This is a genomic window from Streptomyces sp. NBC_00289, assembly GCF_041435115.1.
In the GTDB taxonomy this organism is placed as follows: domain Bacteria; phylum Actinomycetota; class Actinomycetes; order Streptomycetales; family Streptomycetaceae; genus Streptomyces.
The window spans coordinates 10,229,264-10,253,058 of the sequence record NZ_CP108046.1 but is presented as its reverse complement, the minus strand read 5'-3'; the positions used below and the strand labels follow the sequence as shown (position 1 = coordinate 10,253,058).

General features: G+C 66.7%; 20 protein-coding genes and 6 pseudogenes. 5 read left to right on the top strand and 21 right to left on the bottom strand.

Features of this window, described 5'->3' with window-relative positions:
• Nucleotides 1-17 precede the first annotated feature (17 nt).
• Nucleotides 18-1,426, bottom strand: a pseudogene (locus OG985_RS46800) (ISAzo13 family transposase).
• Between OG985_RS46800 and OG985_RS46795 the strand changes: the two are divergent.
• From OG985_RS46795 to OG985_RS46785, 3 genes and pseudogenes are all read left to right on the top strand, one after another.
• Nucleotides 1,343-1,561 carry a hypothetical protein gene (locus tag OG985_RS46795; RefSeq protein WP_371674709.1) on the top strand — a complete coding sequence of 73 codons (219 nt, stop codon included), beginning with the start codon at nt 1,343-1,345 and terminating at the stop codon, nt 1,559-1,561. The pseudogene OG985_RS46800 and the gene OG985_RS46795 overlap by 84 nt on opposite strands.
• A gap of 77 nt (nt 1,562-1,638) precedes the next feature.
• Nucleotides 1,639-1,863, top strand: a pseudogene (locus OG985_RS46790) (transposase family protein); the annotation flags it as partial.
• Entirely contained in the window at nt 1,857-2,312 is a 456-nt protein-coding gene (locus tag OG985_RS46785; RefSeq protein WP_371674183.1) for an ISAs1 family transposase, read from the top strand. The pseudogene OG985_RS46790 and the gene OG985_RS46785, both read left to right, overlap by 7 nt.
• A gap of 40 nt (nt 2,313-2,352) precedes the next feature.
• Here OG985_RS46785 and OG985_RS46780 read toward each other — a convergent pair.
• Nucleotides 2,353-3,095 (bottom strand): annotated as a pseudogene (locus OG985_RS46780) (IS3 family transposase); the annotation flags it as partial.
• A gap of 112 nt (nt 3,096-3,207) precedes the next feature.
• Here OG985_RS46780 and OG985_RS46775 point away from each other — a divergent pair.
• Nucleotides 3,208-3,486, top strand: a pseudogene (locus OG985_RS46775) (integrase core domain-containing protein); the annotation flags it as partial.
• 5 nt (nt 3,487-3,491) lie between these two features.
• Here the strand turns inward: OG985_RS46775 and OG985_RS46770 are convergent.
• The 18 genes and pseudogenes from OG985_RS46770 to fabG form a co-directional block, all read right to left on the bottom strand.
• Nucleotides 3,492-3,650, bottom strand: coding sequence for a hypothetical protein (locus tag OG985_RS46770; RefSeq protein WP_371674710.1), 159 nt, complete (start codon nt 3,648-3,650; stop codon nt 3,492-3,494).
• Nucleotides 3,651-3,781: 131 nt separating this feature from the next.
• A pseudogene (locus tag OG985_RS46765) lies at nt 3,782-3,925 on the bottom strand (IS30 family transposase); the annotation flags it as partial.
• 23 nt (nt 3,926-3,948) lie between these two features.
• Nucleotides 3,949-4,530, bottom strand: a complete 582-nt coding sequence (locus OG985_RS46760) for an NAD(P)H-dependent oxidoreductase (protein ID WP_371666579.1) — start codon at nt 4,528-4,530, stop codon at nt 3,949-3,951.
• A 176-nt stretch (nt 4,531-4,706) separates the two neighbouring features.
• Nucleotides 4,707-5,303, bottom strand: a complete 597-nt coding sequence (locus tag OG985_RS46755; protein ID WP_371666580.1) for a 4'-phosphopantetheinyl transferase superfamily protein — start codon at nt 5,301-5,303, stop codon at nt 4,707-4,709.
• A gap of 154 nt (nt 5,304-5,457) precedes the next feature.
• Nucleotides 5,458-6,774, bottom strand: a complete 1,317-nt coding sequence (locus OG985_RS46750; protein ID WP_371666581.1) for an aspartate aminotransferase family protein — start codon at nt 6,772-6,774, stop codon at nt 5,458-5,460.
• 160 nt (nt 6,775-6,934) lie between these two features.
• Nucleotides 6,935-8,398, bottom strand: a complete 1,464-nt coding sequence (pcaB, locus tag OG985_RS46745) for a 3-carboxy-cis,cis-muconate cycloisomerase (RefSeq protein WP_371666582.1) — start codon at nt 8,396-8,398, stop codon at nt 6,935-6,937.
• Entirely contained in the window at nt 8,395-10,410 is a 2,016-nt protein-coding gene (locus tag OG985_RS46740) for an FAD/NAD(P)-binding protein (protein WP_371674699.1), read from the bottom strand. Before OG985_RS46740 ends, pcaB begins: the two co-directional genes overlap by 4 nt.
• Before the next feature lie 114 nt (nt 10,411-10,524).
• Nucleotides 10,525-11,697 carry a 3-deoxy-7-phosphoheptulonate synthase gene (locus OG985_RS46735; protein WP_371666584.1) on the bottom strand — a complete coding sequence of 391 codons (1,173 nt, stop codon included), beginning with the start codon at nt 11,695-11,697 and terminating at the stop codon, nt 10,525-10,527.
• Between the two features lie 128 nt (nt 11,698-11,825).
• Entirely contained in the window at nt 11,826-12,533 is a 708-nt protein-coding gene (locus OG985_RS46730; RefSeq protein WP_371674698.1) for a disulfide bond formation protein DsbA, read from the bottom strand.
• Between the two features lie 2 nt (nt 12,534-12,535).
• Nucleotides 12,536-13,099, bottom strand: coding sequence for a hypothetical protein (locus OG985_RS46725; RefSeq protein WP_371666586.1), 564 nt, complete (start codon nt 13,097-13,099; stop codon nt 12,536-12,538).
• Nucleotides 13,100-13,175: 76 nt separating this feature from the next.
• A complete protein-coding gene (locus OG985_RS46720) occupies nt 13,176-14,771 on the bottom strand; it encodes a class I adenylate-forming enzyme family protein (protein WP_371666587.1) in 1,596 nt (531 codons plus the stop codon).
• Nucleotides 14,768-15,358 (bottom strand): hypothetical protein, encoded by a 591-nt coding sequence (locus OG985_RS46715; RefSeq protein ID WP_371666588.1) that lies wholly within the window; start codon nt 15,356-15,358, stop codon nt 14,768-14,770. The genes OG985_RS46720 and OG985_RS46715 overlap by 4 nt, the downstream gene beginning before the upstream one ends.
• Nucleotides 15,355-16,470: a beta-ketoacyl synthase N-terminal-like domain-containing protein gene (locus tag OG985_RS46710; RefSeq protein WP_371666589.1), complete on the bottom strand. Its 1,116-nt coding sequence runs from the start codon at nt 16,468-16,470 to the stop codon at nt 15,355-15,357. The genes OG985_RS46715 and OG985_RS46710 overlap by 4 nt, the downstream gene beginning before the upstream one ends.
• 74 nt (nt 16,471-16,544) lie before the next feature.
• Nucleotides 16,545-16,808, bottom strand: a complete 264-nt coding sequence (locus OG985_RS46705; RefSeq protein ID WP_371666590.1) for an acyl carrier protein — start codon at nt 16,806-16,808, stop codon at nt 16,545-16,547.
• A gap of 170 nt (nt 16,809-16,978) precedes the next feature.
• Entirely contained in the window at nt 16,979-18,286 is a 1,308-nt protein-coding gene (locus OG985_RS46700) for a class I adenylate-forming enzyme family protein (protein WP_371666591.1), read from the bottom strand.
• 164 nt (nt 18,287-18,450) lie between these two features.
• Nucleotides 18,451-19,884: a UbiD family decarboxylase gene (locus OG985_RS46695; protein ID WP_371666592.1), complete on the bottom strand. Its 1,434-nt coding sequence runs from the start codon at nt 19,882-19,884 to the stop codon at nt 18,451-18,453.
• A gap of 90 nt (nt 19,885-19,974) precedes the next feature.
• Nucleotides 19,975-20,577 (bottom strand): UbiX family flavin prenyltransferase, encoded by a 603-nt coding sequence (locus OG985_RS46690; RefSeq protein WP_371674225.1) that lies wholly within the window; start codon nt 20,575-20,577, stop codon nt 19,975-19,977.
• A 62-nt stretch (nt 20,578-20,639) separates the two neighbouring features.
• The gene (fabG, locus tag OG985_RS46685; protein WP_371666593.1) at nt 20,640-21,344 is read right to left on the bottom strand and encodes a 3-oxoacyl-ACP reductase FabG; all 705 of its coding nucleotides are present in this window, start codon (nt 21,342-21,344) and stop codon (nt 20,640-20,642) included.
• Between the two features lie 331 nt (nt 21,345-21,675).
• Between fabG and OG985_RS46680 the strand changes: the two genes are divergently transcribed.
• Complete coding sequence (locus tag OG985_RS46680) at nt 21,676-22,323, top strand: transposase family protein (protein WP_371666594.1); 648 nt, start codon at nt 21,676-21,678, stop codon at nt 22,321-22,323.
• Between the two features lie 397 nt (nt 22,324-22,720).
• Here OG985_RS46680 and OG985_RS46675 read toward each other — a convergent pair.
• Nucleotides 22,721-23,770, bottom strand: a pseudogene (locus OG985_RS46675) (IS1380 family transposase); the annotation flags it as partial.
• Nucleotides 23,771-23,795: the final 25 nt, after the last annotated feature.

Genomic DNA, 23,795 nt, shown 5'->3' with positions numbered 1-23,795 from the left:
CTTGAGGAGGAAGACGATCAGCTGGTCGGCGACGGAGAGCCGTCTGCCGCCGGCGCCGGGGCCGCCGGCGGGGCGCTTTCCGGGCAGAAAGATCGGCGGGTGCTCGGTGCACCAGCTTGGTAGCGGGCGGTGAGCTCGTCGAAGGCGGCGGGCTCGAGTCCGGTGAGGCTGGGGTGCCGCAGCCAGGCAGGCAGCTTGTCACCGGCCGGGAAACGCCCGAACTCGGCACCGGGCGGGGGTGGTTCAGGGGCGAGGGGTTCGGGGCGCAGGGTGTAGTTCCACGTGCCGTGCCAGTCGTGCGGCGTGAGGGGCAGGCGGTCCATGACACTGTCAGGGACGGTGCCCCCGGTGGGGTAAGTGCCAGGGTCGAAGTCGGCGTGGACGACAGTCCGTTGCGTGTGGTGGTCGCTCCGATGGTGCTGACGACGACTTCGTGGCTGGTCAGGGGCCTGCCGCGCCAGTTGATGCTGATCTGCGAGAACAGCCGGTGCTCTATTTTGTTCCACTTCGAAGTTCCCGGCAGAAAGTGACAGACCGTCACATCAACGCCCGTCTCATAGGCGAAGTCCGCGAGTTCCTTCTTCCAGGCGCGCACACGGTAGCCGTTGGAGCCTCCGGCGTCGGCGGTGACCAACAGGCGGGAAGCGTGCGGGTAGCGGCGTCGCCCCTCACCGTTCCACCAGCGGCGCAAGGTGGCCACGGCGAAGGCGGAGGTGTCCCCGTCGCAGCCCACCGACACCCAGCCGGCGTCCGCGCCGATGTCGTAGATTCCGTAGGGCACCGCCTTCTGGGCGCCCTTCTCGGGAAAATCATGCGCGCGGACCTGCACCGGCTGCCCGGCGCGGTGCCATTCGCGTCCGATGACCGCGTAGCTGCCCAGCGTCTCCTTCTTCTTGGCGTCCACGCTGATGACCGGCTGCCCGTCGGCGAGGTATGCCGTGACCTGATCGTTGATGTAACGGAACTGGGCGTCCTGTCCGGGTGCCGGGCTCCCCCGGTGGTCCTCGAGGTGCCCTGCAGGGAGAACCCCTCCGCCTTCAGCAGTGAGGCCCACCGTGTCCGAGCCGACCCGGCGCCCCTGCCGAGTCAGCTCGGCCGCCAGATTCCGGGTGGACTTCACCGTCCACAGCAGCGGAGATTCCGGGTCGCCCCGCTGGTCCGGCTCGACCAGCGCCAGCAACGCGGGCACCAGCCCCGGATCCACCTCCCGCAAGGACCTCCGCCCCGCGCCCGGCGCCCGGACCCGACCCGCAGACTCCTCCTTGTCCTCCAGCTCCCGCTTCCCGCGCGACACCGTGGACTCAGCCACCCCGGCCGCCTGGGCCACCCTGCGAATCCCTCCATGGCCCAGAACACGGGCCGCCGCCGCACCCAGCGTCAGACGCTGCTGCCGCTCATCGAGATGTGGCAGCAACAGCCCGAACACATCCACCAGTTCTGCCTTCGTCCCCTCCGACACCACCGCATCCAGCCCATGAATACCGAGGAGTTATTGTTCGGCAGCTCCCAGGGCTTCGGTGTAGTCGTCGGGTGTCTGGTTCATGACGGTTCGCCTGGTTGATCGGTCAGGGAGAGCGGAACAGGCACGGCTTCCAAGATCATGGAGTTCTCGACGCCCCGTGACCTGCCTGGAAGACCGTGCCTGCCGAAGCATCATCGCTGATCCCGCCTGCCCTTGACCAACTCCGCGAGCATCCAGGACTCGCGCCGGAAGAAGTGCCCGGACTGCTGGGCCGCCTCGCCCAGGTGCCCGATCCGCGTGATCCCCGTGGAGTGCGCCACTGTCTGGTCGGCGTCCTTGCCCTGGCCGCCTGCGCGGTACTGGCGGGGGCGACGTCGCTGCTGGCGGTCGGCGAATGGATCACCGACGCTCCGCCCCACGTGCTGGAACACGTCGGCGTGCGACTCGACCCCTTCTCCCCAAACGGGCCCTGCCTGCGGAAACGACAGTCCGACGACTGCTGGCCCGGATCGACGGCGACGCATTGGACCCGGCGGTCGGCCGCTGGCTGTCCGACCGCCGCAACCAAACCCAGGGCCGGCCGAGCGGCTTGGCGGTCGACGGCAAAAGCCTTCGCGGAGCGGCCAGGGCCAACGGCCACAGGATCCACCTGCTCGCAGCCCTGGACCACACCACCGGCCTGGTCCTGACCCAGCTGGACGTCGCTGAGAAGACGAACGAGATCACCTGCTTCCAGCCGTTGCTGGAGACCATCACAGACCTGGCCGGGGTGGTCGTCACCAGCGACGCCATGCACACCAACGCGAGCACGCCGACTACCTCCTCGGCCACGAAGCCCACTACATCGTGATCGTCAAAGACAACCAGAAGAAGCTCGGGCCTTGACCCGGAAACTTCCCGCCGTCCAGCGGGAGATACGTGATGTCGCCGACGTACTTGGTGTTCGGATCGGTCGCGGTGAAGTCGCGGCCGATCAGGTCCGGGGCCTTCGCCGCGGCCGGATCCGTAACAGTGGTGCGGTGCCTGCGGCGCAAGCGCACGCCTGCCAGGCCGATGCTCCGCATCACGCGCGCGATTCGCTTGTGGTTGATGCGCTCGCCCGTCTCGCGGAGTTCGGCGGTGATCCGCGGGACGCCGTAGGTGCCGTCCGAGTCGCGGTGCACGGCCCGTATCCGGGCGGCGAGTCGGGCGTCGGCCATCTGCCGGGCGGCCCGGTCCGCGGCCGTCGCACGCCAGTAGTAGAAGCTGGAGCGGGCGATGCCCAGGATGGTGCACAGCCGCTTCACGCCGTAGCGGCGGTGGTGGTCGGCAACGAACTGGAAGCGGTTCACCAGCGCGTCTCCCCGGCGAAATACTTCGCCGCCTTGCGCAGGATCTCGCGTTCCTCCTCCAGCTCGCGGACCTTCTTGCGCAGAGCAGCGTTCTCCGCCTCCAACGGGGTCGGCGGCTCGGTCGGCGCCTCTGCCCGTCGTCCCCGCGGCCGGCTCGCACCGGCTGCCCGGACCCAGTTGCGCAGCGTCTCGGGATTGATCCCCAGATCGGCAGCGACCTGCCGGATCGTCGCCTCGGGCCGCGACTGGTACAGCGCGACGGCGTCCGCCTTGAACTGCGGCGGATAGTTCTTCATGACCACGAGATGTCCGTTCTCAGATCCTCAGGATCCAGTGTCTCGTGTGTCCAAGATCAAGGGTCAAGGCCCGTGCGTTGAACTCGCCCAATACACGGCGTTCACCTTCACCGCCCACCTGATGGCAGCAGGTCTGGACGCGTCCATCGGCACCGTCGGTGATGTGTATGACAACGCCCTGATGGAGTCCATGATCGGCCTCTACAAGACCGAGCTCATCGAGCGGGCCGGTCCGTGGCGGACCCTCACGGACGTCGAGTTCGCGACCGCTGAGTGGGTCGACTGGTACAACAACCGCCGCCTCCACACCAAGATCGGAGATATCCCACCCGCCGAGCACGAGGACAACTACTACGCTGAACACCACCCCACGACCGGGGACCCAGCCAAGAACTGAAGTCTCTACGAAACCCAGCGCGGTTCATGCTGACCGACGGCCCGCATCTTCACATAGTGGGCCACCGTGTGGTGGTCGCACCCGGCCAGCTCGGCCGCGGCACGGTAACTGCCTGTGAGGTCGTATGCCTCAAGGATCTCCATGATCTCCCTGCTGTTCTTCACCCGCTCCAGCGTCGCCGAGCGGGGCTACTCGGGGCGAGCGGGGAGAAAACTGGCCGTACGCGGGGAAACCCGTGGCCATCAGTGGGGCGGTAAATGGCCGCCTATGGGGAGCTTGCCACGGCCGCCGTCAGGCGTCCGGTACGAGTCATGATCCCAACCATCGGCGCACTGCAGCCGATCTCACGGGCGATATCAACCAGCCGCCACCCCTGCGCGTGCAATCTGAGCGCCAGCCGCTTCTGCTCCCGGCTGAGATGACCACGCCTGCCTTGCATCCGGCTCCTCCTGTGATCAGCGGCTACGCCATCTCACAGGACTCTTTGCGCTGACCGGTTGAATCCGCCGCAGCGAAAGAGGCTAGGAGTTCCCTATACCGCGTCGCGGCGGTGGCTAGGCCCTCATCGGAGAGGCCGAAGACAGTGCCGTACAGCTTGACCATCGGCTGGATGTCAAACTGGCACAGCCTCAGGGTCGCTTCCCAGCTGCTGAGGAAAGTCTCGAGAGTGGCCCTGTTCATGCCTTCGGGGGTGTAGCGCTCGGCAGGGACGCCGGCGGTGACGGCGACAACAGCCTTTTTGCCCGCCAGCTGCGAGGTAGAGCCGTCCATGGTGAAGGCCCAGCCGAGAGTGAAAACCTTGTCCTGCCACTGCTTGAACAAAGGAGTGGTGTTGTACCAGTACACCGGGTGCTGGAAGACGATCACTTCGTGTTCGGCCAAGAGCGTCCGCTCAGCATCGGCGTCGATCTGGAAGTCGGGGTAGGCGGCGTAGAGGTCGTGCACGGTGACATGGGCCAAGTCACGGACGGCGTCCACGAGCGCCGCATTGGCCTTCGACCGAGACAGGTCGGGGTGACCTAGGACAAGGAGAACCTTGGACATGATGAGGAACCTTCAATCTGAGTGAAATAGATGAATGGATGAGGGTTGGTCGAGTGTGACGGATCAGGGGAGCGCCATCAGTCCTTGAACAGGGTCGCCCGCGGTGAACTAGCTATTTGTGAAGCTGACGTGCCAAGTAGATCCCCAGACATCCATGCCGTGGCTGACACTGCTCCTCAGTCGGCGACTTTCATGCGGACGCGAATCCCGCAGCCGGCCTGCGCTCGTACCGCGGTGGCCACGACATGCCCCGGGGTCACCAGCGGATCCGCCAGCATCAGCGTCGGCTCCCAGGGCAAGACCCTCAGCTGCGGCCCGGCGAGAGGGGGTGGCCAGGTCCCAGGTGTGGGGATGCGGCGGCCTACCCCGCCGCCCCGCAGCCCGTTCCCCTCTGCCTTGCCGAGGGCTTCCTTGCTGCTCCAGAGCCAGAGAAACGCAGCGGGTCGCTCATGCGCGGACAGTCCGTGCAGCCACTCCGCCTCGCGGCGGTCGAAGTACCTGCGGGCCAGCGCCAGAGCGGGCAGGGGTCTGATCATCTCCACATCGACTCCGACGGGACAGGTCCGGCTGAACGCCACCGCGACCACTCCCTGTCCGTGGCTGATGCTCACATGGACGTGCTCACTCCCCCGCAGGATCGGCTGCCCGCCTGGCGCGTGATCGATCCGGAGGCCCGCGACCGGGATGTTCATGGATCTTGCGATTGCCCGCAGCAGCAGTCCGCGGGCTGCTTCCCGTTCGTTGCCGCGCACCGGTGCGACGACTACGCTCACCACGTCCGGCGCAGGGCTCCGCCCTGTCGTAGCCCCGCGCGGCGGCCAGCCGCTGCATGGCTGTTGCTGGCTGTCGGCACCAGCCACGATCTGTTTGACTGGTGCCGACGAGCGTGCTGAGTGGGTCCCCGCGTCAGGGCTTGGCTCCGCGGTGTCACCTGGTGGAGAGGGCACGCAGGCTCCGGACGATGACGTCCACGATCCGGTCCAGGTCCGCGTCGCTGTGCGCGGTGCTGAGGAACCACGGCTCGAGGGGGTTGGGGTGGAAGTACAGTCCCAGACGCTGGCAGTGAAGCTGGAACCGCCGGTGGGTGGGGAAATCGATTGCGTTCATCGCCGCGTCGTAGGCTTCCAGGCCTTGCTGAGGGCTGTTCAGGAGGGCTACGGACATGACCGATCCGGCTCGGGCGATCCGCACGCCGTAGCCTGCCTCTGCGAAGACGGAGCGCAGACTCTTCTCCAGGAAGGCGCAGGATCGTTCGAGGTCGTCGTAGGCGGAGTCGTGTCCCTGGATCTTCTGCAGCATGCTGACCACGGCCTGCATGGCCGCGTGATTGCCACTGTAGACGCCGCCGTGGAACGCCTGGTTCGAGGCGAGTGGCCGCATCAGGCGACGGCTGCCGCCGAAGGCGGCCACCGGGAATCCGCCCCCGAGGACCTTGGACACGATCGTGAGGTCGGGGCGAACACCGAGCAGCTCCTGGGCCCCACCCCGTGAGACACGGAACCCGGTGATCACCTCATCGAAGATCAGGAGCGCGCCGTGTTCGGCCGTGAGGTCCGCCAGTCGCTCGAGGAACCCGGGCAGCGGGTGCACCAGGCCCGCGTTGGCGCAGATGGGCTCGCAGATCACAGCGGCGATGTCGGACCCGTGTTCGGTGAAGACCGCGGTGAGGGCATCGACGTCGTTCCAGGGGAGTTGGACGGTGTGATGCAGTGCCTCGGGGATCATTCCCGGAGCACCGCGCAGTCCGTCCCGCTCTCCTTCGGAATCGGTGGTGATCGGGTCGCGCAGGACGGTTTCGCTCCAGCCGTGGTAGTGGCCCTCGAAGGTCACGATGAGGTTCCGGCCGGTGGTGAAGCGGGCCAGGCGGAGTGCGGAGGTGATCGCCTCGGTGCCGGAGTTGGCGAAGCGGACCTGTTCGATCGAGGGGATCAGCGCGGAGATGAGTTCTCCCGCCTGGTGATCGAGCCGGTGGATGATTCCGGTCATCGCTCCAAGCCGCAGCCGCTCGGCGACCGGCTCGACGACGTCGGGGTCGGCAAAGCCGAAGAGGTGAGGGCCATATCCCATATTCACATCGATGAGTTCGTTGCCCTCGATGTCCCAGATACGCGCGCCCTGGGCCCGATCGATGACGAGGGGGTCCTGGATGCCGAGGTTGCGCATGTTGCTGCTGCTGCCTCCGGCGATGACGGTCCGTGTCGCCTCAAGCAGCTCGGTGTTGGTGGAGGGGGCGTGTGCGGGCATGACTCTGGTTCTCCTCAGTAAAAGCTGGTGGAAAGATGTTTCGGTCGATGTTCGAACCGCCGCTGGACTGCTTCTGACGGGCTGCCGGCGGCGGACCGCGGAACGGCAGTGGCCGCGTCAGAGCCGACATGGTTTGATCAGGCCGCTCGGTGCCGCGTCCTCATTCCCGGGCGACGTGTGCGCGGGAGCTGTAGTGCTCGAGCGCGCGGTCGACGAAGTGCTTTGCTGCTCCCAGGTACTGCGCCGGATCGAGCAGGTCGTCGATCTCCCCGGCCGAGAGGACATCGCTGATCCCGGGTATCTCCAGAAGGACGGCCGGCAGTGGCCGCCCGCTGGCCTGAGCATCCCGGCAGGCTTGTGCGACAACCGACTTGGCCGACCGGCCGGGAAGCCGGCGGCCGAGGACTGCGGAGAGCCTCTCGGAGACGATCAGTGCGCCGGTGGATGCTAGGTTGGCGCGCATCCGGGCGGCGTCGACCATCATGCCGCTGCAGAGGTCGGCTGCGGTGCTGGCGGCGCCGCCGACCAGGCGCAGGCTCTCGCGCAGCGGCATCCACTCGGCGTGCCACGCGCCGGCGGGGCGTTCGTCTTCCGAGGCCATGCTCTGCACCAGCGTCAAAGTGAGCGGCGGGACTTGCAGGGCGGCTGTTCTGATGAGGGTGGCCAGCGCGGGGTTCTGTTTTTGCGGCATCGCCGAGGAGGCACCGTTTCCGTGTCCGGCAGGCTCGGCGATCTCGGCTACTTCGGTGCGGGCCAGGCTGAGGACGTCAAGCGCGATCTTGCCGAGGGCTCCTACGGTGACGTTCAATCCATGGGCCAGGTCCGCCATCGGGCTGCGCCGGGTGTGCCAGGGCAGGACCGGCTCGGCGAGGCCGAGTTCGGTTGCGAAGGCCCGGGTCAGTTCCGTGGTGTACGTACTGGCCTGGGGCGGGGGGACATCGTGGGCTTGCAGGTACGCGGCCATGGTGCCCGCCGCGCCCCCGAGCTGCACTGGAAGACGGGTGCCGAGCAGTTCCTCCAGTCGGTCCCGGGCATCGAGGAGCCCCATGAGCCACCCTGCGGCCTTCAGACCGAAGGTGGTCGGGGTGGCGTGCTGGGTCAGAGTCCGTCCCGCCATGGCGTCTTCCCGATGGCGGGAAGCGAGCGCTGCCAGCGCTTCGGCCGCCTGGTCCAGGTGCTGGACGATCAGTGTGATGCCGCGCACCGCCACGAGCATGGCGGCGGTGTCCAGGATGTCCTGGCTGGTGGAGCCCAGGTGGACGAAGCGTGCTGCGTCTGGATCCCGGTCCCGGACGGCCGCCGCCAGCTCCTCGACAAGCGGAACCACCGGATTCGCGGCAGCTCGGGCTCTGCGGGCAAGGCCGCGAAGATCGAACGTGTGGGCTCGGACGGTCGCGGAGATTGCCTCGGCTGCGAAAGCCGGCACCGTACCGAGCCGCGCCTGAGCACGGGCGAGGGCGGCTTCGGTCTCCAGCATGGCCTGCAGCCACGCGCGGTCCGAGACCACGTCCTCGATGGGCGCCCCGACCCGGACGGGCGTCAGCAGTCCAGTGTCGTGCAGGTTTGTGACCTGTTGCCCGTGCGGGCAGGAGCAGGCATCAGGTGCCTGCGTCTGAGCATTCACGATGTGGTGGCCTCGCTGATGGTAGGGGTGGCGAGTTGAGGTGACTGCGGCATGAGACTGCTCCTCGGGGCGTAGCCCTCTTCAGGGCGGGCAAGCGCCGCTCGATCCTGCTTGATGCGGTCGAGGACGGCGCGGGCGACTGCGTCGGCGTCGGCCAAGGTCACCGAGTTCACACCAGGTCGGGCGCCAGCGGCGGTGCCCCAGTGGATGCCCTCGGTGGGAACGCCGAAGGCGAGCCGGCGAGGATGCTCGCCGCCGTTGGGCAGTACGACCCGATAGGACCTGGCCGACACCTGCAGGCCACCCGTGTCGTAGGCGCTGCCTTCGGGGTCGCGGATCTCGTAGGAGGCGCACTGGCCCGTGTTCAGCAGGTGGGTCAGCAGCGGATCTGCGGTGCGCCGCAGGTCCGGTGCCGGCAAGCGGGCTTCGATCAGTGCCGTGGCGGTATGGAGCGAGCCTGGCACGGACGGCGACCGGAGTGTGAACGTGCCCTGCTGGTCCGAGCAGTCCACCTGTGCATCTGGTCCGACCACTTCTAGAAGTCCCGCCCGGACAAGTGCTTCCACCTCTTCGATACGCTGGATGGGCGGTCCTATGGACAAGAAGGCGTTCAGCGGTGTGAACCAGCGGTCAAGGTCCTCACGATGTGAACATGCGGCCAGACCCGCGTGGTCGACGGTGAGGCGGACCTCGTTCCGCAGGTCCCGCAGGACATCCAGGGCCGCCTTGGTCGGCCCGCTGACGTTACCCAATGATGCCAGTGCGATGTCCTGCGTCAGGTGTTCCAGCAGCCAGTGCCGGAAGTCGGCGGGACCCGTGAAGGTCCGGTCGCGGTAGGGGGCAGCGAGAGTCCGCCAGTCCCAGGTTCGCCCCTGCGGAATACCGAATTCCCTGCGCAGGGCAGCCTCGCCCTTGCTGCCCCATGGCTCAGTCAGGTAGCGGCGCCGGAAGAGGACCATGGTTTCCGCGGACGCTTGCTGTTCGACGATCCGCGCGTAGTAGACGGTTTCGACTTCCTTGGCGATCAATGGCCAGATCTCGCGTCTGAAGTTCAGCCCCGCCGCACCGGTACGCGCGCTGCGCAACCACTCGGCGAACGTGGCTGTCAGGACTAGTGGCTCGTGCCGACCGTGCGGCCCTTTCTCGTTGACGGCGCGGGCGTGATACGGGATCCCGCGCCGGGACCCGGCCACCATCACCGGTTCACGCCCGGACGGATGGTAGACCAGTCGACCGTTACGTCGGACAAACTCCCCGCCCCGTCCGTCGGTTAGCAGCGCCAGGTAATCGAAGAAGCACAGCCCGAGTCCGACCAGCGCCACCGGCTGGCCCGGGGCGATCATTGAGAGGTCGGCATCGGCGGGACTACCAGGTGGAACGTAGATCAAGCCATGCCGTCGGGCGAAGCGTTCCCGTTCGCGTTCGCGGAAGTCAGGTCTTACGGGCAGGTGCCCCTGTGTCAGTACGACTGTGCTCAGGTCATTCAGGACAGTTCCGTTCTCCAACGGCACCCGTTGCCGGGGGGTGTCGCGGAAGCGCTCACCGGTGGTCCCGGGTACAGCAGAGTCGTCGAGCCGGACCGCTCTAGAGCGATGCACGACGACGTGCATGTACGGCGACGCCGCGGCGACCGTCTTGCGGAAAACCCAGCCCAGATATGTGCCGTAGAACCGGCGGCTGGGGTAGGTATCGCCGGTGAGTCTATGTGCCTCCTGGCTGCAGGCGCTGTCGACACCGAAGTCTTCGGGCGCGGAGGCCACCTCCTGAGCCCATTCCCACAGGCTCGGGCCGGTCACGAGGGGGCCTTGCATGACGACGGTCTCATCCGGAAACACCGTGATCTGGGAGGCCACGGTGTTCATGAGGAGGCAGTCGGGCTGGTCGGACCGCCAGATCCGACCGGAACCTGGGGGGTAGGGGTCCACCACATGGACCGCGACAGGCGAGTCGGGTGGATGGATGCAAAGGTTCGCGTGCAGGCGCAGCAGGACACCCAAGCCTCGTGGTCCCATCCCGACAATGCACACATTGTCTTGACGATGACTCATTTTTTGTCCTTTCGAGACCCGGGGGGGAGCGATGCGAGGCGCTGTGACAGCTCATTAAGGGAGGCGCGCGGGACGCGGCTACGTCACGGCGAGGAAGTGCCGTACGAGGGCGTCGGCCTGATCGGTATTCAAGCGGGGGTCGCAGGCGCTGGTGTAGCGGGCCGCCTGCGGTGAGCTGAGGTCGTCTGGGTGCCACGCGCATTCGACGACGTGATCGGGAGTGACCTCGATGTGCAGCCCCCCGGCCCATTGGCCGGCCCCGCGCAGGACAGCGACGAACGAAGTCACCTCCTGCATCATCGCGGGCATTAACCGGGTCTTTTGGCCTCGGGTTGTGGTGACGGTGTTGCCGTGCATGGGGTCGCACAGCCAGGTGACCGGAATCCCTTGCCGCGCCACGGCGGCGACGATGGGAGAAAGGGCGTATTCGACGGCAGCAGCGCCCATGCGGACGATCAGGGTAAGTCTCCCGGGTTCTGCAAGGGGGTTGAGCCGTGCCACCAGTCGGGCCACGTCTGCAGGGGCAGCCGTGGGACCGATCTTGACGCCGACGGGATTGCAGATGTTCTCCGCGAAGGAAACATGCCATTCATCCAGAGCCCGGGTCCGATCCCCGATCCAGCCGAAGTGGCCCGAGCTGGCATAATGGGTCTCGTCCCATCCGCGCACCAAGGGAAGCTCGTAGTCTTTGAGTAGCAATTCGTGGGAGACGAAAACGTGCTCCTCAGGCGGCCATTCCCGCCAGGTGGCGCCGACGTGCTTCAGGACATGTCTCGCCCTGGCGTAGGCGATCAGCAGACGTCGGGGATCGTGCTGCCGGGCGGCCGGGTCGGCAGCAGCGCCATTGACAGCGTCTCCCCGATAGCTGGGGACGCTGCGACCGTCCGGAAGTCGCTCCTCCGCCTGCGACCGTGGCTTGGCGTACTGGCCGGCCAACCGACCGATCGTCACCACGGGCATCCCTGTGCCCGAACGGCAGGCATCCGACAGACGACGGAGCAGATCCAGTTTGCGGTTGACAGTCTCGACTCCGGCCTCCTGGAACAGCTCGGCGCAGTCGCCGCCCTGCAGCACCAGGGACCGACCGCTCTCAACCAGCTCCAGTCGGGATCTCAGCGTGTTGAGTTCTGCGACGGTTATCAAGGGCGCCAGGCTGCGGAGGGTGGCTCTGACGTCCTCCACCTGTGCGGGATCAGGCCAGCACGGTTGTTGTTGCGCGGTGAGGATCTCTAGGGGAGGAAGGCTCAGCACTTCCCTGACTCTCATGAGGGATGGATGGGACGGAGCGCGGCAAGGCAGTCATCAGGTACGGCTGGGGACCGACTGGGGATCGGCTGTACAACGCTCGAAGGACCACCGTCGCGGTGCGGCTCATGCGGTCAGTTGCGGGCAGGCTCCGCGCCACGATGGCGCTTGAGTTCTCTGAAACCGCTGGTCAGCATCAAAGCGAACAATCCGTCCCATAGTCGGACCGCGTCGGCTCCGAGCGGCACTGTGTCGAGCACCGGTCCGAAGAATGTGGTTGCGGTTCGGCCTTCCTGGTGCAGACTGAGCAACGGGGTTCCCGCCTGGGCGCCGAAGGCGGCCACCGCCTGCTCGTGGCTGACACGCAGGGCTTCGTCGTGGACGGTCGAGGTGGCGGTCTGCACCAGGTGCGGGGGCAGCTGTGCCTCTGTCAGGGCATCGCGCAGTGCGGAGGGCCCGCGGCGTACAGGTTTGTCGTGGAACCGCCGTGCCAGCGCCGGATAGAGGCGGGCCAGCGACTGCGGCCCGAAGTCCTGTTCAGCGGCGATACATAGGCGGGCCGGCCCCCATCCGTGCCGGGCGAGAAGGCGGTAGCGGGCGTCCACGTCAGTACGCCCCTCGTTGAGGAGGACAAGGCTCATCACCCGAAATCTGAGGGCGAGTGGCCGGTATCGCCGTACCTCCAGCAGCCACTGCGCGGTCGTCCAAGCCCAGGGGCACACAGGATCGCACCACAAGTCGACCCTTGCGGGGCTACCGGAGATACCGTCTGCCGCGTCGCCCAGGACAGAGGCAACTTCGCCAAGCGTGTCCGAAGCGGCCAGCCGCGGCTGGACTCCCATGCTCATCGGTCGGCACCTGCCGCGCCGTCAGTGCCGTCGTCGTTCACGCCGGGGCGGGTCACCTTCATGCGGAACCGGCACGCCTGCCCGCCTTCCAGCTCGCACTCCAGACGCTCGTCCTGCCCGCTGACCCCCACTGCCTCGAACCATCCCGAGCGCATGGCCATGCACGGGCACCGGTAGCCGTCGGTGGTTCCGGCTGCGCGCAGCATCCGCTTGGGGAAGATGTCCGTGATGGCCGTTTCCCATTCGCTGTCGCTCAGCAAAGTGTGCTGGATGCGCATATGGCGGTCGTCGGGGAACATGATCTGCTGAATCAGGGCGAAGCGGGGCAGGAACTCTTCCAGCGGGCGATCGTCGAGCCGGATTCCGTAGCGCCGGGCGCACCATCGGCCCACGCGGCGGGCCATGAAGCGTGCGGCCTCTTCGTTGATCTCGTTGGCGGCATCGGGGCCGTACCGCTTGAGGACCCCTTGGTACCAACGGGCATCGTGAAGCCACCAAAACTGCAGGTAGGGAATGTCGTCGCCGACGGGGGAAGCGGGGTGAGTGTCTGTCATTTTCATTCTCTGGGCATGTCAGGGGGCAGGGGACGGGCGGGTGACGGACTTGGCGCGCAGGGAGGCGTGGGCCAGTGATGCCTCAGGCGCGGAGGGTGAATTTGCGGACCTTCCCGGTCGTTCCGACGGGGATCTTGTCCGGGGGGACGACGCTCACTTGGCGCACCGTGCGGGCTGCCGAAGGATCGAGTACACCCAGGATGTGGGTCTCGTAGTCCAGCTCGATGTCGCTGTAGGCGGAGGGCTGCAGTCTCAGCAGGATCTCGGTGTGGTACTCACCGTCGGCGTGCGAGACGACTGCGCTGCAGTCCAGTACTGCAGGGCAGGCGGCGAGGATCTGTTCCTCGATGACGGTCGTATAGATACGAGTGCCGTCCGCCCGGTCGAGCGCATCAGCCACACGGTCGACGTGGTAGTAGTAGCCGCCGCTGTCGCGGTAGCCGAGATCGCCGGTGAGGAAGAACCCGTCACTCCGGGCCTGATAGGTCTTGGCGGAGTCGTTCCAGTAACCGGGGGACAAGGTGGGCGAACAGATCGCGAGTTGGCCTACGCTGCCGTCCGGAAGTGGGTTCCCCTCGGGGTCGAGAACGCGGACCTCGGTGAATGCGTGCGGGCGTCCGATGCACCGGTTGTAGTGGTCGGTGTCCTGGTGATGGGTGATGGAGAATTGTGAATGCCCCATCTCGGATGAGCCGAATCCGTCGATGAACAGCGATCCCTCAACAGTGTGGCGCCCGTGGGCGGTGGCTTGCTGGCGCTGCCCGAAGGCTACTAGGGCGCGGATGTGGGGTTCGTGGGCGCTGTCGCCGGTGTTCCACCAGGCGCGTACCGAACGCAGCCGGGAGGGGGACGGGTTCAGGCTGAGCAGGTCCACCCAGGTTTTTGGGAAGCCGTAGACACCGTGCGGCTGCCACGCCTCGATCGCCTCCAGCACTGACGTGCCGTCCTGCGTTGACAACTGAAGGAACGCCGAACGGTTGCACAGCGCGGAGAGCACGGCCGCAATCATCGAGTTGTGCATCGGCAGTGCGCTGAGCATCCGCTCACTGCCCTGCGCCCGAGGCAGCGTCAGCCAGTGGCGCAGGCCGGCGAACAGGCTGCTGTGGGTGGAGATCACAGCCTTCGGCATGCCGGTTGTTCCGGAGGAGTGTGTGATGGCGACGGGATCGTCCGCGTGGTGGCAGTACGGTGCGATAGTGCGGGTGGGGTCGCCGTCCGCACATTCCTCCAGAGCGCGCAGCGACGGGGTCCCGATGTCGTGCTGAGCCCAGGAGGCCAGCTGGTCCCGCTCGACCAAGACGAGTGACGGCCCGAGACCGCGCACGTAGGCCGTGCGGGTCTCCTCGTCGAGGAGGTAATTGACGAAGGCGGGAATGGCACCGATGCGGTTGGCGGCGAAGTAAGTCAGAACGTAGTCGACAGCGCGCCGGGAGCACACGACGATGACGTCCCTGGGTCGTATGCCGTGCCCGTGCAGCCAGGCGGCCCGTACGGCGACCAGGCGGTCCAGCTCGCCGAGAGACAGTTCATGTGTCCCCTCGGAGTGGCTGTCGGCGGAGGTGTCGAAGGTGAGTGCGGGATCCTCCGGAGGAACTCCGTGAGCCAAAAGGCGTTCAATGACGTTGCCTGCCCCCAGGAGAGGGTCGCGGGCCAGTGTTCCGCGGGTCGTGCCATTCATGGTGATGTCGTCTTGTCTGTGATGTCGTCGGTGGAAGTGCCGGAGTTCGGTGCGGTCAGTAGGAAGGCGGCCGCCTCGTACGGCTCGCCGGTGCCATTGACCGGGTCAATCAAGATCAACAGTGAGTGGTCCGATTCGCCGTCCTTCACCAGCTGGGCGGCCAGCTGCATTCCTTCAGCGAGCGGTTGGCCGATCGGGCTGGTGCAGATCACCGGCCCGGTCAGGCCCCATCGGGCGGAGATATGCCCGATCACGGAATTCGGGACGGACATGAAGAACAACTGAGGCGAGATACGCTCACCCCGATCCACCGCCGAGGCGACCGCCTGTGCGGTAGAGACATCACCGAGCACGCTGACCAGGAGGACCGCGGTACGGGTCCCGCCTGACGGCTCGTCGGGCGCCCGTCCGGTCAGGCATGCGGTGGCGGCAGCTGCCGCCACCGCGCTGAAACTGGACCCTGTGAAGCCACGCAGACCAGGGAGGGGCTCGTCGGGCACCGGCGCTTGCCCGCGGGCTACAACGGTCAGACCCGCTGCGGCAGCGGCCTGGTCGGCCGCATCCACACAAAACTCTCTGTCCGTCATGCGCGTCCCACCACCAGTGCGGTATTGGCGCCCCCAAAGGCCGCGTTGAGACTCAGCGCGTAGCGGATGTCCGATGCTGCCTGAGACTGGCTCAGCACCAGATTGAGCCCGCACTGCTCGTCCGCTCCCAGGTATCCGGCGTTGACTGGAAGCTGCCCGGACTGCAACGCAAGCACCGTCGTGATGAGTTCGAGCATGCCCGAGGCCTCCAATGCGTGTCCGTGCACGGATTTGCTGGAACTGACGGCGACGTGCGCCGAATGGCTGCCCAGTGCCCGGTGCAGGGCGGCGCTTTCGGCTGCGTCGTTGTGGGTCGTGCCGGTGCCGTGCGCGTTGACGTAGTCGATGGCCTGGGGATCGAGACCGGCACGGTCGAGCGCGCTGGTGATCGCGCGAGCCAGGCCCGCGCCGGCGGGGTGCGGCCGGCAGACGTGGTGAGCGTCACCGGACAGTGCCCAGCTCATCAGGGCTGCCTGTGCCCGTCCGCCGGCCCGTCCCGCCTTCTCCAGGACCACCGCGCCGACGGCGTCGCCGAGCAGCAGGCCCCGTCGGCCGCTGCTGAACGGTCGGACATGCTGATCGTCGCTCAGGGCGCCGCCGGCCGAGAAAAGCGCGAACCGTTCGGCATCCACAAGGTAGCCGCTCGCAACGACGGCACACTCGGTACTACCGGACGCGATCATCGAAGCGGCCTCGGCCAGTGCGGTACTGGCAGCCGTGCAGGCGTTGGTGTAGACGCGCCTCGGGTACAGCCCGCATCTGGCAGCCACCTCGACGGCCGAGGCACGGGCGCCGTGCACCCGGAAGTCGACGGCCGACTGACGGGCTACCTCACGGTCTGCCTGGATTGCCAGGAACAGCGGTGTCGCCGCCCGCTCCGCCTTCGTCAGACCTGCCATCGCGCAGGCCTCGGTGACGGAGGAGGTCAACTCCTCGGGCAGGCTACGGGCGTCGTGGTGGACCGCTCCGAGGTCGGTGCGACTACCGGAGCCGACGGCGAAGCGGCGCACCGACCGGAAGGCGGGGGCGCCTATCGAGACGCCCCGAAGAAGCGGGGCTGTGCCGCGTCCGAAGCCCGACAGTACAGCCATGCCCGTGACCGCGACCGGCATCTGGGGCGTTGCTGTCCGGCGCCGCTGCTCCCGTACCGGCGCAGGTGTTTCCTCGAAACTTTGGTGACGGGACATCATGCCGACGTCGGCTCGGGCACGGAACGGGCCGTCAGGGCGCTCACGAACTCCCCCACGGTCAAACCCGCCAGCCGCTCGGTCTCGTCCTCGTCCACGTGGACGCCGAACTGCTCCTCGATGAGCATCAGGACTTCGGCGAGAGTGAGAGACTCCAGGTCCAGACCGTCGGGGCCCAGCGGAGTCTCGTCGCTGACACCGTCGACGTCGTAGTTGAGGGACTGCAGGGCATCGAGAAGGAACTTACTCGTCAGCACGCTCATGATGGGTGATCTCCTATGGGATGGTTCGTCAGGACTGTTCGACAGGCGGGCGATGGGCGTGGGTTCCCGGGCCGCTGAGGGCTGGTGAGCTCGTGGCGCAGCCCCCGCCCGGCCGATCAGGGGCGGGAGCAGGGCGGAGGACTGAGGACCGGGGCGGGGTGGGCGAACGGCTACGGCGAGGAAGGGTTGTCCGCGGCGGCGGCCCTGAGCACCGCAAGATCGCGAACCAGCTTCCCGGTCGAGGTACGCGGGAGACTGGACAGCAGATGCAGGCGCCGTGGGCGTTTGAAAGCGGCTAGGCGAGACCGCATCTCACTGCGGAGGTGCGCGGCGCCGGTGCCGGGCGCCACCGTCAGATACGCCACGATGTGTCCGGCGAAGACGACGACGGCCTCGTGGACTCCCGGAAGGGCGGCCAGGACCTGTTCCACCTCGGTCAGGTCGACCTTCAAACCGCCTACGGAGACCTGCGAGTCCAGTCGTCCTGTGACGGTCAACACCTCTGTGTCGGCGTCGAGGGCGGCGGCGTCCCGAGTACGCAGCCAGCCGTCCGTCCAGCGGCTGGCGTCCGTCGTGCTGAGATAGGGGTTCTCCGGAGCGCGGACCAGCAACTCCCCCTTTTCCACCCGCACAGCGACACCGGGGGCGACAGGGCCGAGGGCCGGCCGGTGTCGGCCGAAGAAGTCCAACGCGATGAAGCCGGTCTCGGTCATTCCGTAGCATTCGCCCAGCGGAATGCCGTATTGCTCGGTGAACTGCTCCGCGACCTCTGGGCGGATCTTCTCACCGCCGCTAACTGCCCGGGCCAGCTGTGGAGCCCCGGCCTTTGGGGTGCGCGTGGTGAGCAGGCCGTAGTGGAAGGGCACCCCGAGCAGGGTGGCCGACTCAGTTCGAGAAGTCACCGCGTCCAATATTGAGGCGGCGCTGAACTGTTTGGGCAGTGTCATCAGCACTCCCGCGTGCAAGCTGTGCAGGAGCCCGCCCACCAGTCCGAAGGAATGGGCGATAGAACTTAGCTGTACTACCCGCTCACCCCGACCGGGCATGCCGTCCGTCTGCCGGTACCGGTCGATCTCCCTGAGCAGATCGTGCACGCCACGTCCGATGATCTTCGGGTTTCCGGTCGATCCTGAGCTCAGTTGGAGCAGCGCGTGAGCAGTGCGTGCCGGGGTCCCAGCCCTCAGCGCATAGCGGGCCGTGACCTCGACGTAGCCCCGCAACATGGTCGTGACCTCGGTCTTGGGGGAGACGACGACCTGAGGATCGATCCGCTTCACCGCCTCGGCGGCCTCATGCTCGGTCAGCCTGTGGTCGAGAACGGTGACCTGTGCACCGATCCTCCATGAGGCGAGCAGGTGGCCGACATAGCACAGCGACGGCGGGAGTCGCAGCGCGACTGTTCCGCCAGAGGTTAGCCCGGCCTTCTCCAGCCGGCGCTGGCATTCCTGAACGATGCGGCGCAGGTCGGCCCGGTCCACGACTCGATCGAGTTGCAGGCAGGGCTGGCGGGATGGCCCGGCCAGCAGTAGGTCGTCCACCCATGCCGATTGCCGTTGTTCCGGGTGCGCGGGAGGCAGCGGGGTCGTCATCCCGGGTGCATCGGCTGTTCGTGGTTGGGTGGCGGCGTCCCCGGCTTCTGTGGTCAGGGGGTCCATGTCCTGACCACCTCCTGCTGAAGGTCGGCCGGGTACCCGTGCTGGAAGGAACTTCTGACCAGTCGTCCTTGGCCGGGTTCTGGCAGGAGGCAGTCATAGACGCCCTTCGGGCCGCTGGCGGACGCCTGCTCGGCTGGCGAATAGCATGCTAGCAATGGGACGATGGGCCCGGTCCGGACGTGATGACCCTCGGTGGGGTGCCAGCGAGTGGCCAGGGCCCATATCAGCTCGCTGATGTTGCTCGGATCGATGTCGTCGTCGAGGACGAAGGTCCGGGTCAACAGCACGTAAGCGCGGCAGGTGGCAAGGGCATCTTTAATTCGTTCCACCAGTTCGCCCGATGTCAGACCAGGCAACTGCTCCCGCCAGGTTCCTGACACGGTGATGGCCGTCCAGTGGGTGGCGCTCTCGAAGGGCGCCCAGACGGTGCTCACTGGCAGTCCCGCCGCACGCAGGTGCGAGAGAATCTCTGCGGCCAACGAGATCCCAGAGGCGGTATGAAACTCGTCCACCGGCTGACCCTCCACAACGTGAGGCCAGATCGGGTCATGGCGGTGAGTGACAGCCTCGACGGTGTACGAGGGCTGTTTACTGCCGTGTTGGGGGATATAGCCGGTGAACTCCCCCATCGGCCCTTCGTCGGCGTCCGGGGAGGTCGACAGATACCCTTCAATCACAATCTCGGCGTTCGCGGGCACCATCAGGTCGACCGTCTCGCAGCGCACGACCTCCACCGGCTTGCCCGTCAGAGCACCGAGGAAGCCAGCTTCCTCCACTCCGTCCGGCAGGGGCATGCCGGCGACGAAGGGAAGCGCCGGGTCCCCTCCCTGGACCAAGGCATAAGGCATGGGTCTGCCTAGTTCGGCCCATTGACGCCAAACCTTGTGCAGGTGCTGGCCAGGGGCGACCAGGCCGGTCAGGCGCTTCTCGTCGATCATCATGATCCGCGCGATGGACCAGTTCGTGAACGTGCCGTCGGGCGTACACGCGACGATGGTTCCCCAAGTGTTGATGTACCTGCCGCCGTCGCCGAGGTGCAGCAGAGGAGCGGGGAATCCCTCCAGCGAGGCCCGCGGCCCGACGCGGATGTTCTCCTTGCAGGGACCGGTCGCCACCTCAACAGGGGGCACTGTTGGTCGCCGCCGCGCCTCAGCTATGTGTTCGACGATCTGACGACCGGTCACCTCCGCAGGCAGTCCAAGGGACAGTGCGACGCGGGCGAGTGGTCGCCGGGGATCGGAGCTGAGCGCGGCCGGAGCACCGAGTACGCGATGCCCGGCAGCAACGCCGGTGAGACGGGTGAACAGCGGAGCCGGCGAGCGTGTCTCATAGCTCCTGCGAATGATCGCACCCATTTCGAGACACGGATCCACCAGGCGGTCGACGCAGATCACATCGCCACATTCGGCGAGTGCATCCACGTATTCCCGCAAGTCATTCGGGCGAGTCATCCCAGGACCTTCCATGAACAGTCATCGCAGCGATCGCTACGACATCTGGACGGGGCGCTGTCACCGCACTCCGTCCGCTTCGCGGGGGGCACCGCTCCACCGAGGGGCAATTTCGGACTCGATGCCGAACTGATCCAACACTCTCATCACGATATGGTCGACCATGTCAGAAATACTTGTCGGCCTATTGTAGAAAGCTGGCATTGGCGGCAGGATTGTCGCACCCATCCTGGAAAGCGCCAACATGTTCTCAAGATGAATATCCGACAGCGGAGTCTCGCGCGCCACCAATACCAGTCGGCGCCGCTCCTTCAAAGTCACGTCTGCGGCACGGGCAATCAGGTCACCGCCGTATCCGGCGCGAACAGCAGCGAGCGTCTTCATGCTGCACGGCACTACCACCATGCCCTGCACCGGAAACGATCCGCTGGCGATGGGAGCCGCCTGATCCGCCGAAGAATATGAGAAGTCTGCCATATCGGCGACTTCGCGCACCGAATAGCAGGTCTCCATGGCAAGTGTGGCCCGCGCCCACTTTGTCATCACCAGGTGGGTCTCAAGCCCCGGATGCTTCCTCGCGACTTCCAGAAGCCTGACACCGATCGCAACACCGGTGGCGCCTGTCATGCCGACGACCAAGCGTGTCGTCGCCCCTTGCGACATATCGGTGGCTGGGAGCCGGAGAATGTTCGAGTGGGTCCCCTGCTGCGTTTCCTGTGCCATCCTCAGTGCCCCATGCCCAGTCCACCGTCCACGGGCAGAACAGCTCCCGTGATGTAACCGCTCTCCTCTGCGGCCAGCCAGGTCACGGCACTGGCGACGTCGCGGACACTCCCGGGCCGCCCGAGCGGGATCTCCTCAAGGACCTTTGCTCGGTGGGCGCTCGGCAGCGCGGCTGTCATCTCGGTGTCGATCCATCCCGGCGCCACGACGTTTGTCGTGATATTCCGAGGCCCGAGTTCCCGCACCATCGACCGGGCAATGCCGACCAGCCCCGATTTACTGGCCGCGTAGTTGGTCTGCCCCGCTCCCCCGGAATATGCGGACACCGAAGACATGAATATCACGCGGCCCCAACGCGCCCGAACCATGGGCCGAACAGCGCGGCGCGCACACCGCCAGGCACCGTACAGATTCGTATCCAACACCCGACTGAACTGCTCGTCCCCCATACGCATCAACAGCGAGTCCTCGGTGATCCCGGCATTCGCCACAAGAATCTCCACCGGCCCGATCTCCTCCTCCACAGCAGTGAAGGCGCGATCGACCCCTCTCGGATCTGTGACATCGCAGGCAACGTTGAAGAAACCGTCCGGCGCAGCCGAGTCGCGACGAGTGACTGCGACTCTGTACCCCTTTTCTTGAAATGCCTCGGCCACGGCGAGACCAATACCACGGCTCCCTCCTGTCACAAGCACGGTACGGGGCACAGCAAAAGCCTCACAAGTTAGAGAATAGACCGTTAAACACCACCTGGATCAGAATCTACGGCACGGTAAGTTGAAGGAGCAACCCATTGCGTTGAGTAATTGCTACTCCAAAACTGTAAGAAGTCGTTCTCGATGTTTCACCTGGAAATAAGCATTTCATCCCGTCGGATCAGCCGCCGACGCCACCGGCGCCTGCCCCACCACCCCAGCCACCAACACCGCCGCCACAACCGGCGACAACGCATCAACCCAACCAGGTCTCAGCAGACCACCCAGGGCTGTTCCAAAGTCCTGCCGGGTGGGTGAAGGTGCTGGTCACAGGGTGGTGACGATGTCGGCGGGGGTCGCTACGAACAGATCGAGGCTCCCGTTGTGGGCGGATGGCCTGCCAGTCACCGTTCAAAAACCGGAGCCTCATGTGCCGTCAGTCTGCCACCGTCTGTCTCGTCAAGTCGCCTTCGTTGGAAGGGTGTTCGGGCTGTCGTTGGCGGAGCGGCTGGTCAGACTCCCAGACCCGCGGCATCGCCGGGGCGTACGTCACCCGTTCGTGGCGGTGCTGCTGATCGCTGCGTCCGCCGTGGTGGCGGGCGCGCGGTCGTACACGGCGATCGGGCAGTGGGCCCGCAGTGCGCCGCAGCGGACACTGGCCCGGCTCGGCGCACGCCTGCTGACCTCGCTGAACGTGTGGATCGCGCCGAGCAGGTCGACACTCCGGAGGATCGTTTCCACCGTCTGTCCAGGTGGTCTGGCTGACTTGACCGGGGAGGTCCCGGCCGGGGTGGAGTCGGTGGCCGCGGACGGCAAGAGCGCCCGCGGGTCCCGCCATGGCCAGACCCCGGCCGCGCATCTGCTCGCTGCCATGACCAGCGACGGCCAGACCATCACCCAGCCACCCAGCTACGCGTACCGGACAGGACGAATGAAATCACCTGCTTCGCCGCCCTGCTGGCCCCCTTCGGGCTGGCCGGGATCGTGGTGACCGCTGATGCCTTACACACGCAGCGTGACCACGCTGCCTTCCTCGTCGAGACGAAGAAGGCACACTACGCGTTCACCGTGAAGAAGAACCAGCCCACGCTGCACGAGCGGCTGCGCACGCTGCCCTGGGGACGGGCGACCGCGAACCGCCCTGCCCCCGCTCCGCCACGACATCAGCCATGTCCTGCACTGGTCCGCCTGGCGACGCCGACACCAGGCCATCGCGCAAGCCTGCCACCAAGCCGCGGTTGTGGCTCGGCATGCTGGAACGCGCGCTGGCGGCGGGGCTGCCGTTCGCGCGACCGCCGATTCCGGCTACGGACGCGACCCGGGACTGCGGGCCTGGCTGCACGCCGGCCGGCTGCGCTACGTGCTGGCGGTCCCGGTGGACCTGCCGCTTTCCGGCGCAGCTCGAGCTCGGCGATCGGCCGGCCGGTGGTGTTGGTCGCGAAGCATGTGATCCGCATGCCGTCCGCGTCCGTGATCCTCAACTGGGCGCCAGGATGAGGCCGTTCCTTGCGGACGATGAGCCGCATGCCCTTGGGCCAGCCGTCCAGGAGCTTACCGGTGAGCTCGGCGACCCAGGCCCCGTCCCGCGCCTCACCGTCGGTCTCGATGGCCGGGGTCCAGGCCGAGGCGGGGACCTTCAGCACGTGTTCGTGGATGGCTTCGCTGACCGTCATGCCGACCGAGTAGGACAGCCATCGGCCCCGCTTCGCGAGCCAGGACACGAAGTCGTGGGTGCCGCCGGCGGAGTCCGTGCGGATCAGCGTCTGCCGTCCTCGTCGGTATCGCTTGGGCAGTTGGGCCAGGGCGAGTTGGGCGGTGGTGATGTGGTCGGCAGCGGTGTTGGAGCCCGCGTTTCCCGGTCTGAGGAGGGTGGCGACCGGCTCTCCGGTTCCGCCCGGTCCCTGGTCGACGAAGGCCGTCAGCGGGTGATGGCCGTAGGTCTTCTTCCACGTTGGCGCCGCGTCCTGCTTGTCGGAGTGGGCGATCACGAGGACGCCGTCGAGGTCGACGGTGACCTGACCGTCGGCGTCCGGGGCGTTCTCGCCGGCCAACGACCAGGCACGATGGCGGACTTCGGAGCGTGCGGACCGGATGGCCTGCAGGGCTTTCTCGCCGGACGCGGCGAGGGTGTCGATCAGGCGGGAGACGGTCGGATCGGAGGCGACCGGGCCGAAGATGGCCCGCTCACACCGCAGCATCGCGACGTCCGCGAGGCAGTCCCCGCCCAGTGCGACCGCCAGGGCAACGTCCAGGAGGATCTTGCCGGGATCGTGGACGGCCCGCGGTTTGCGCCACGGCGCCAGAGCTGCGGATATCGCCTGGTCAAGGCCCGTCTTGCGGACCGTCTCCAGCAGCAGGACCGCACCGGCCTGCGAGACCACCTGCCGACCGTCTCCCCGGACACGGACATGTGGGTACGACGAGATAGGCTCTCTCACCTGGAAAGTGCTCTTTTCCTTGCAG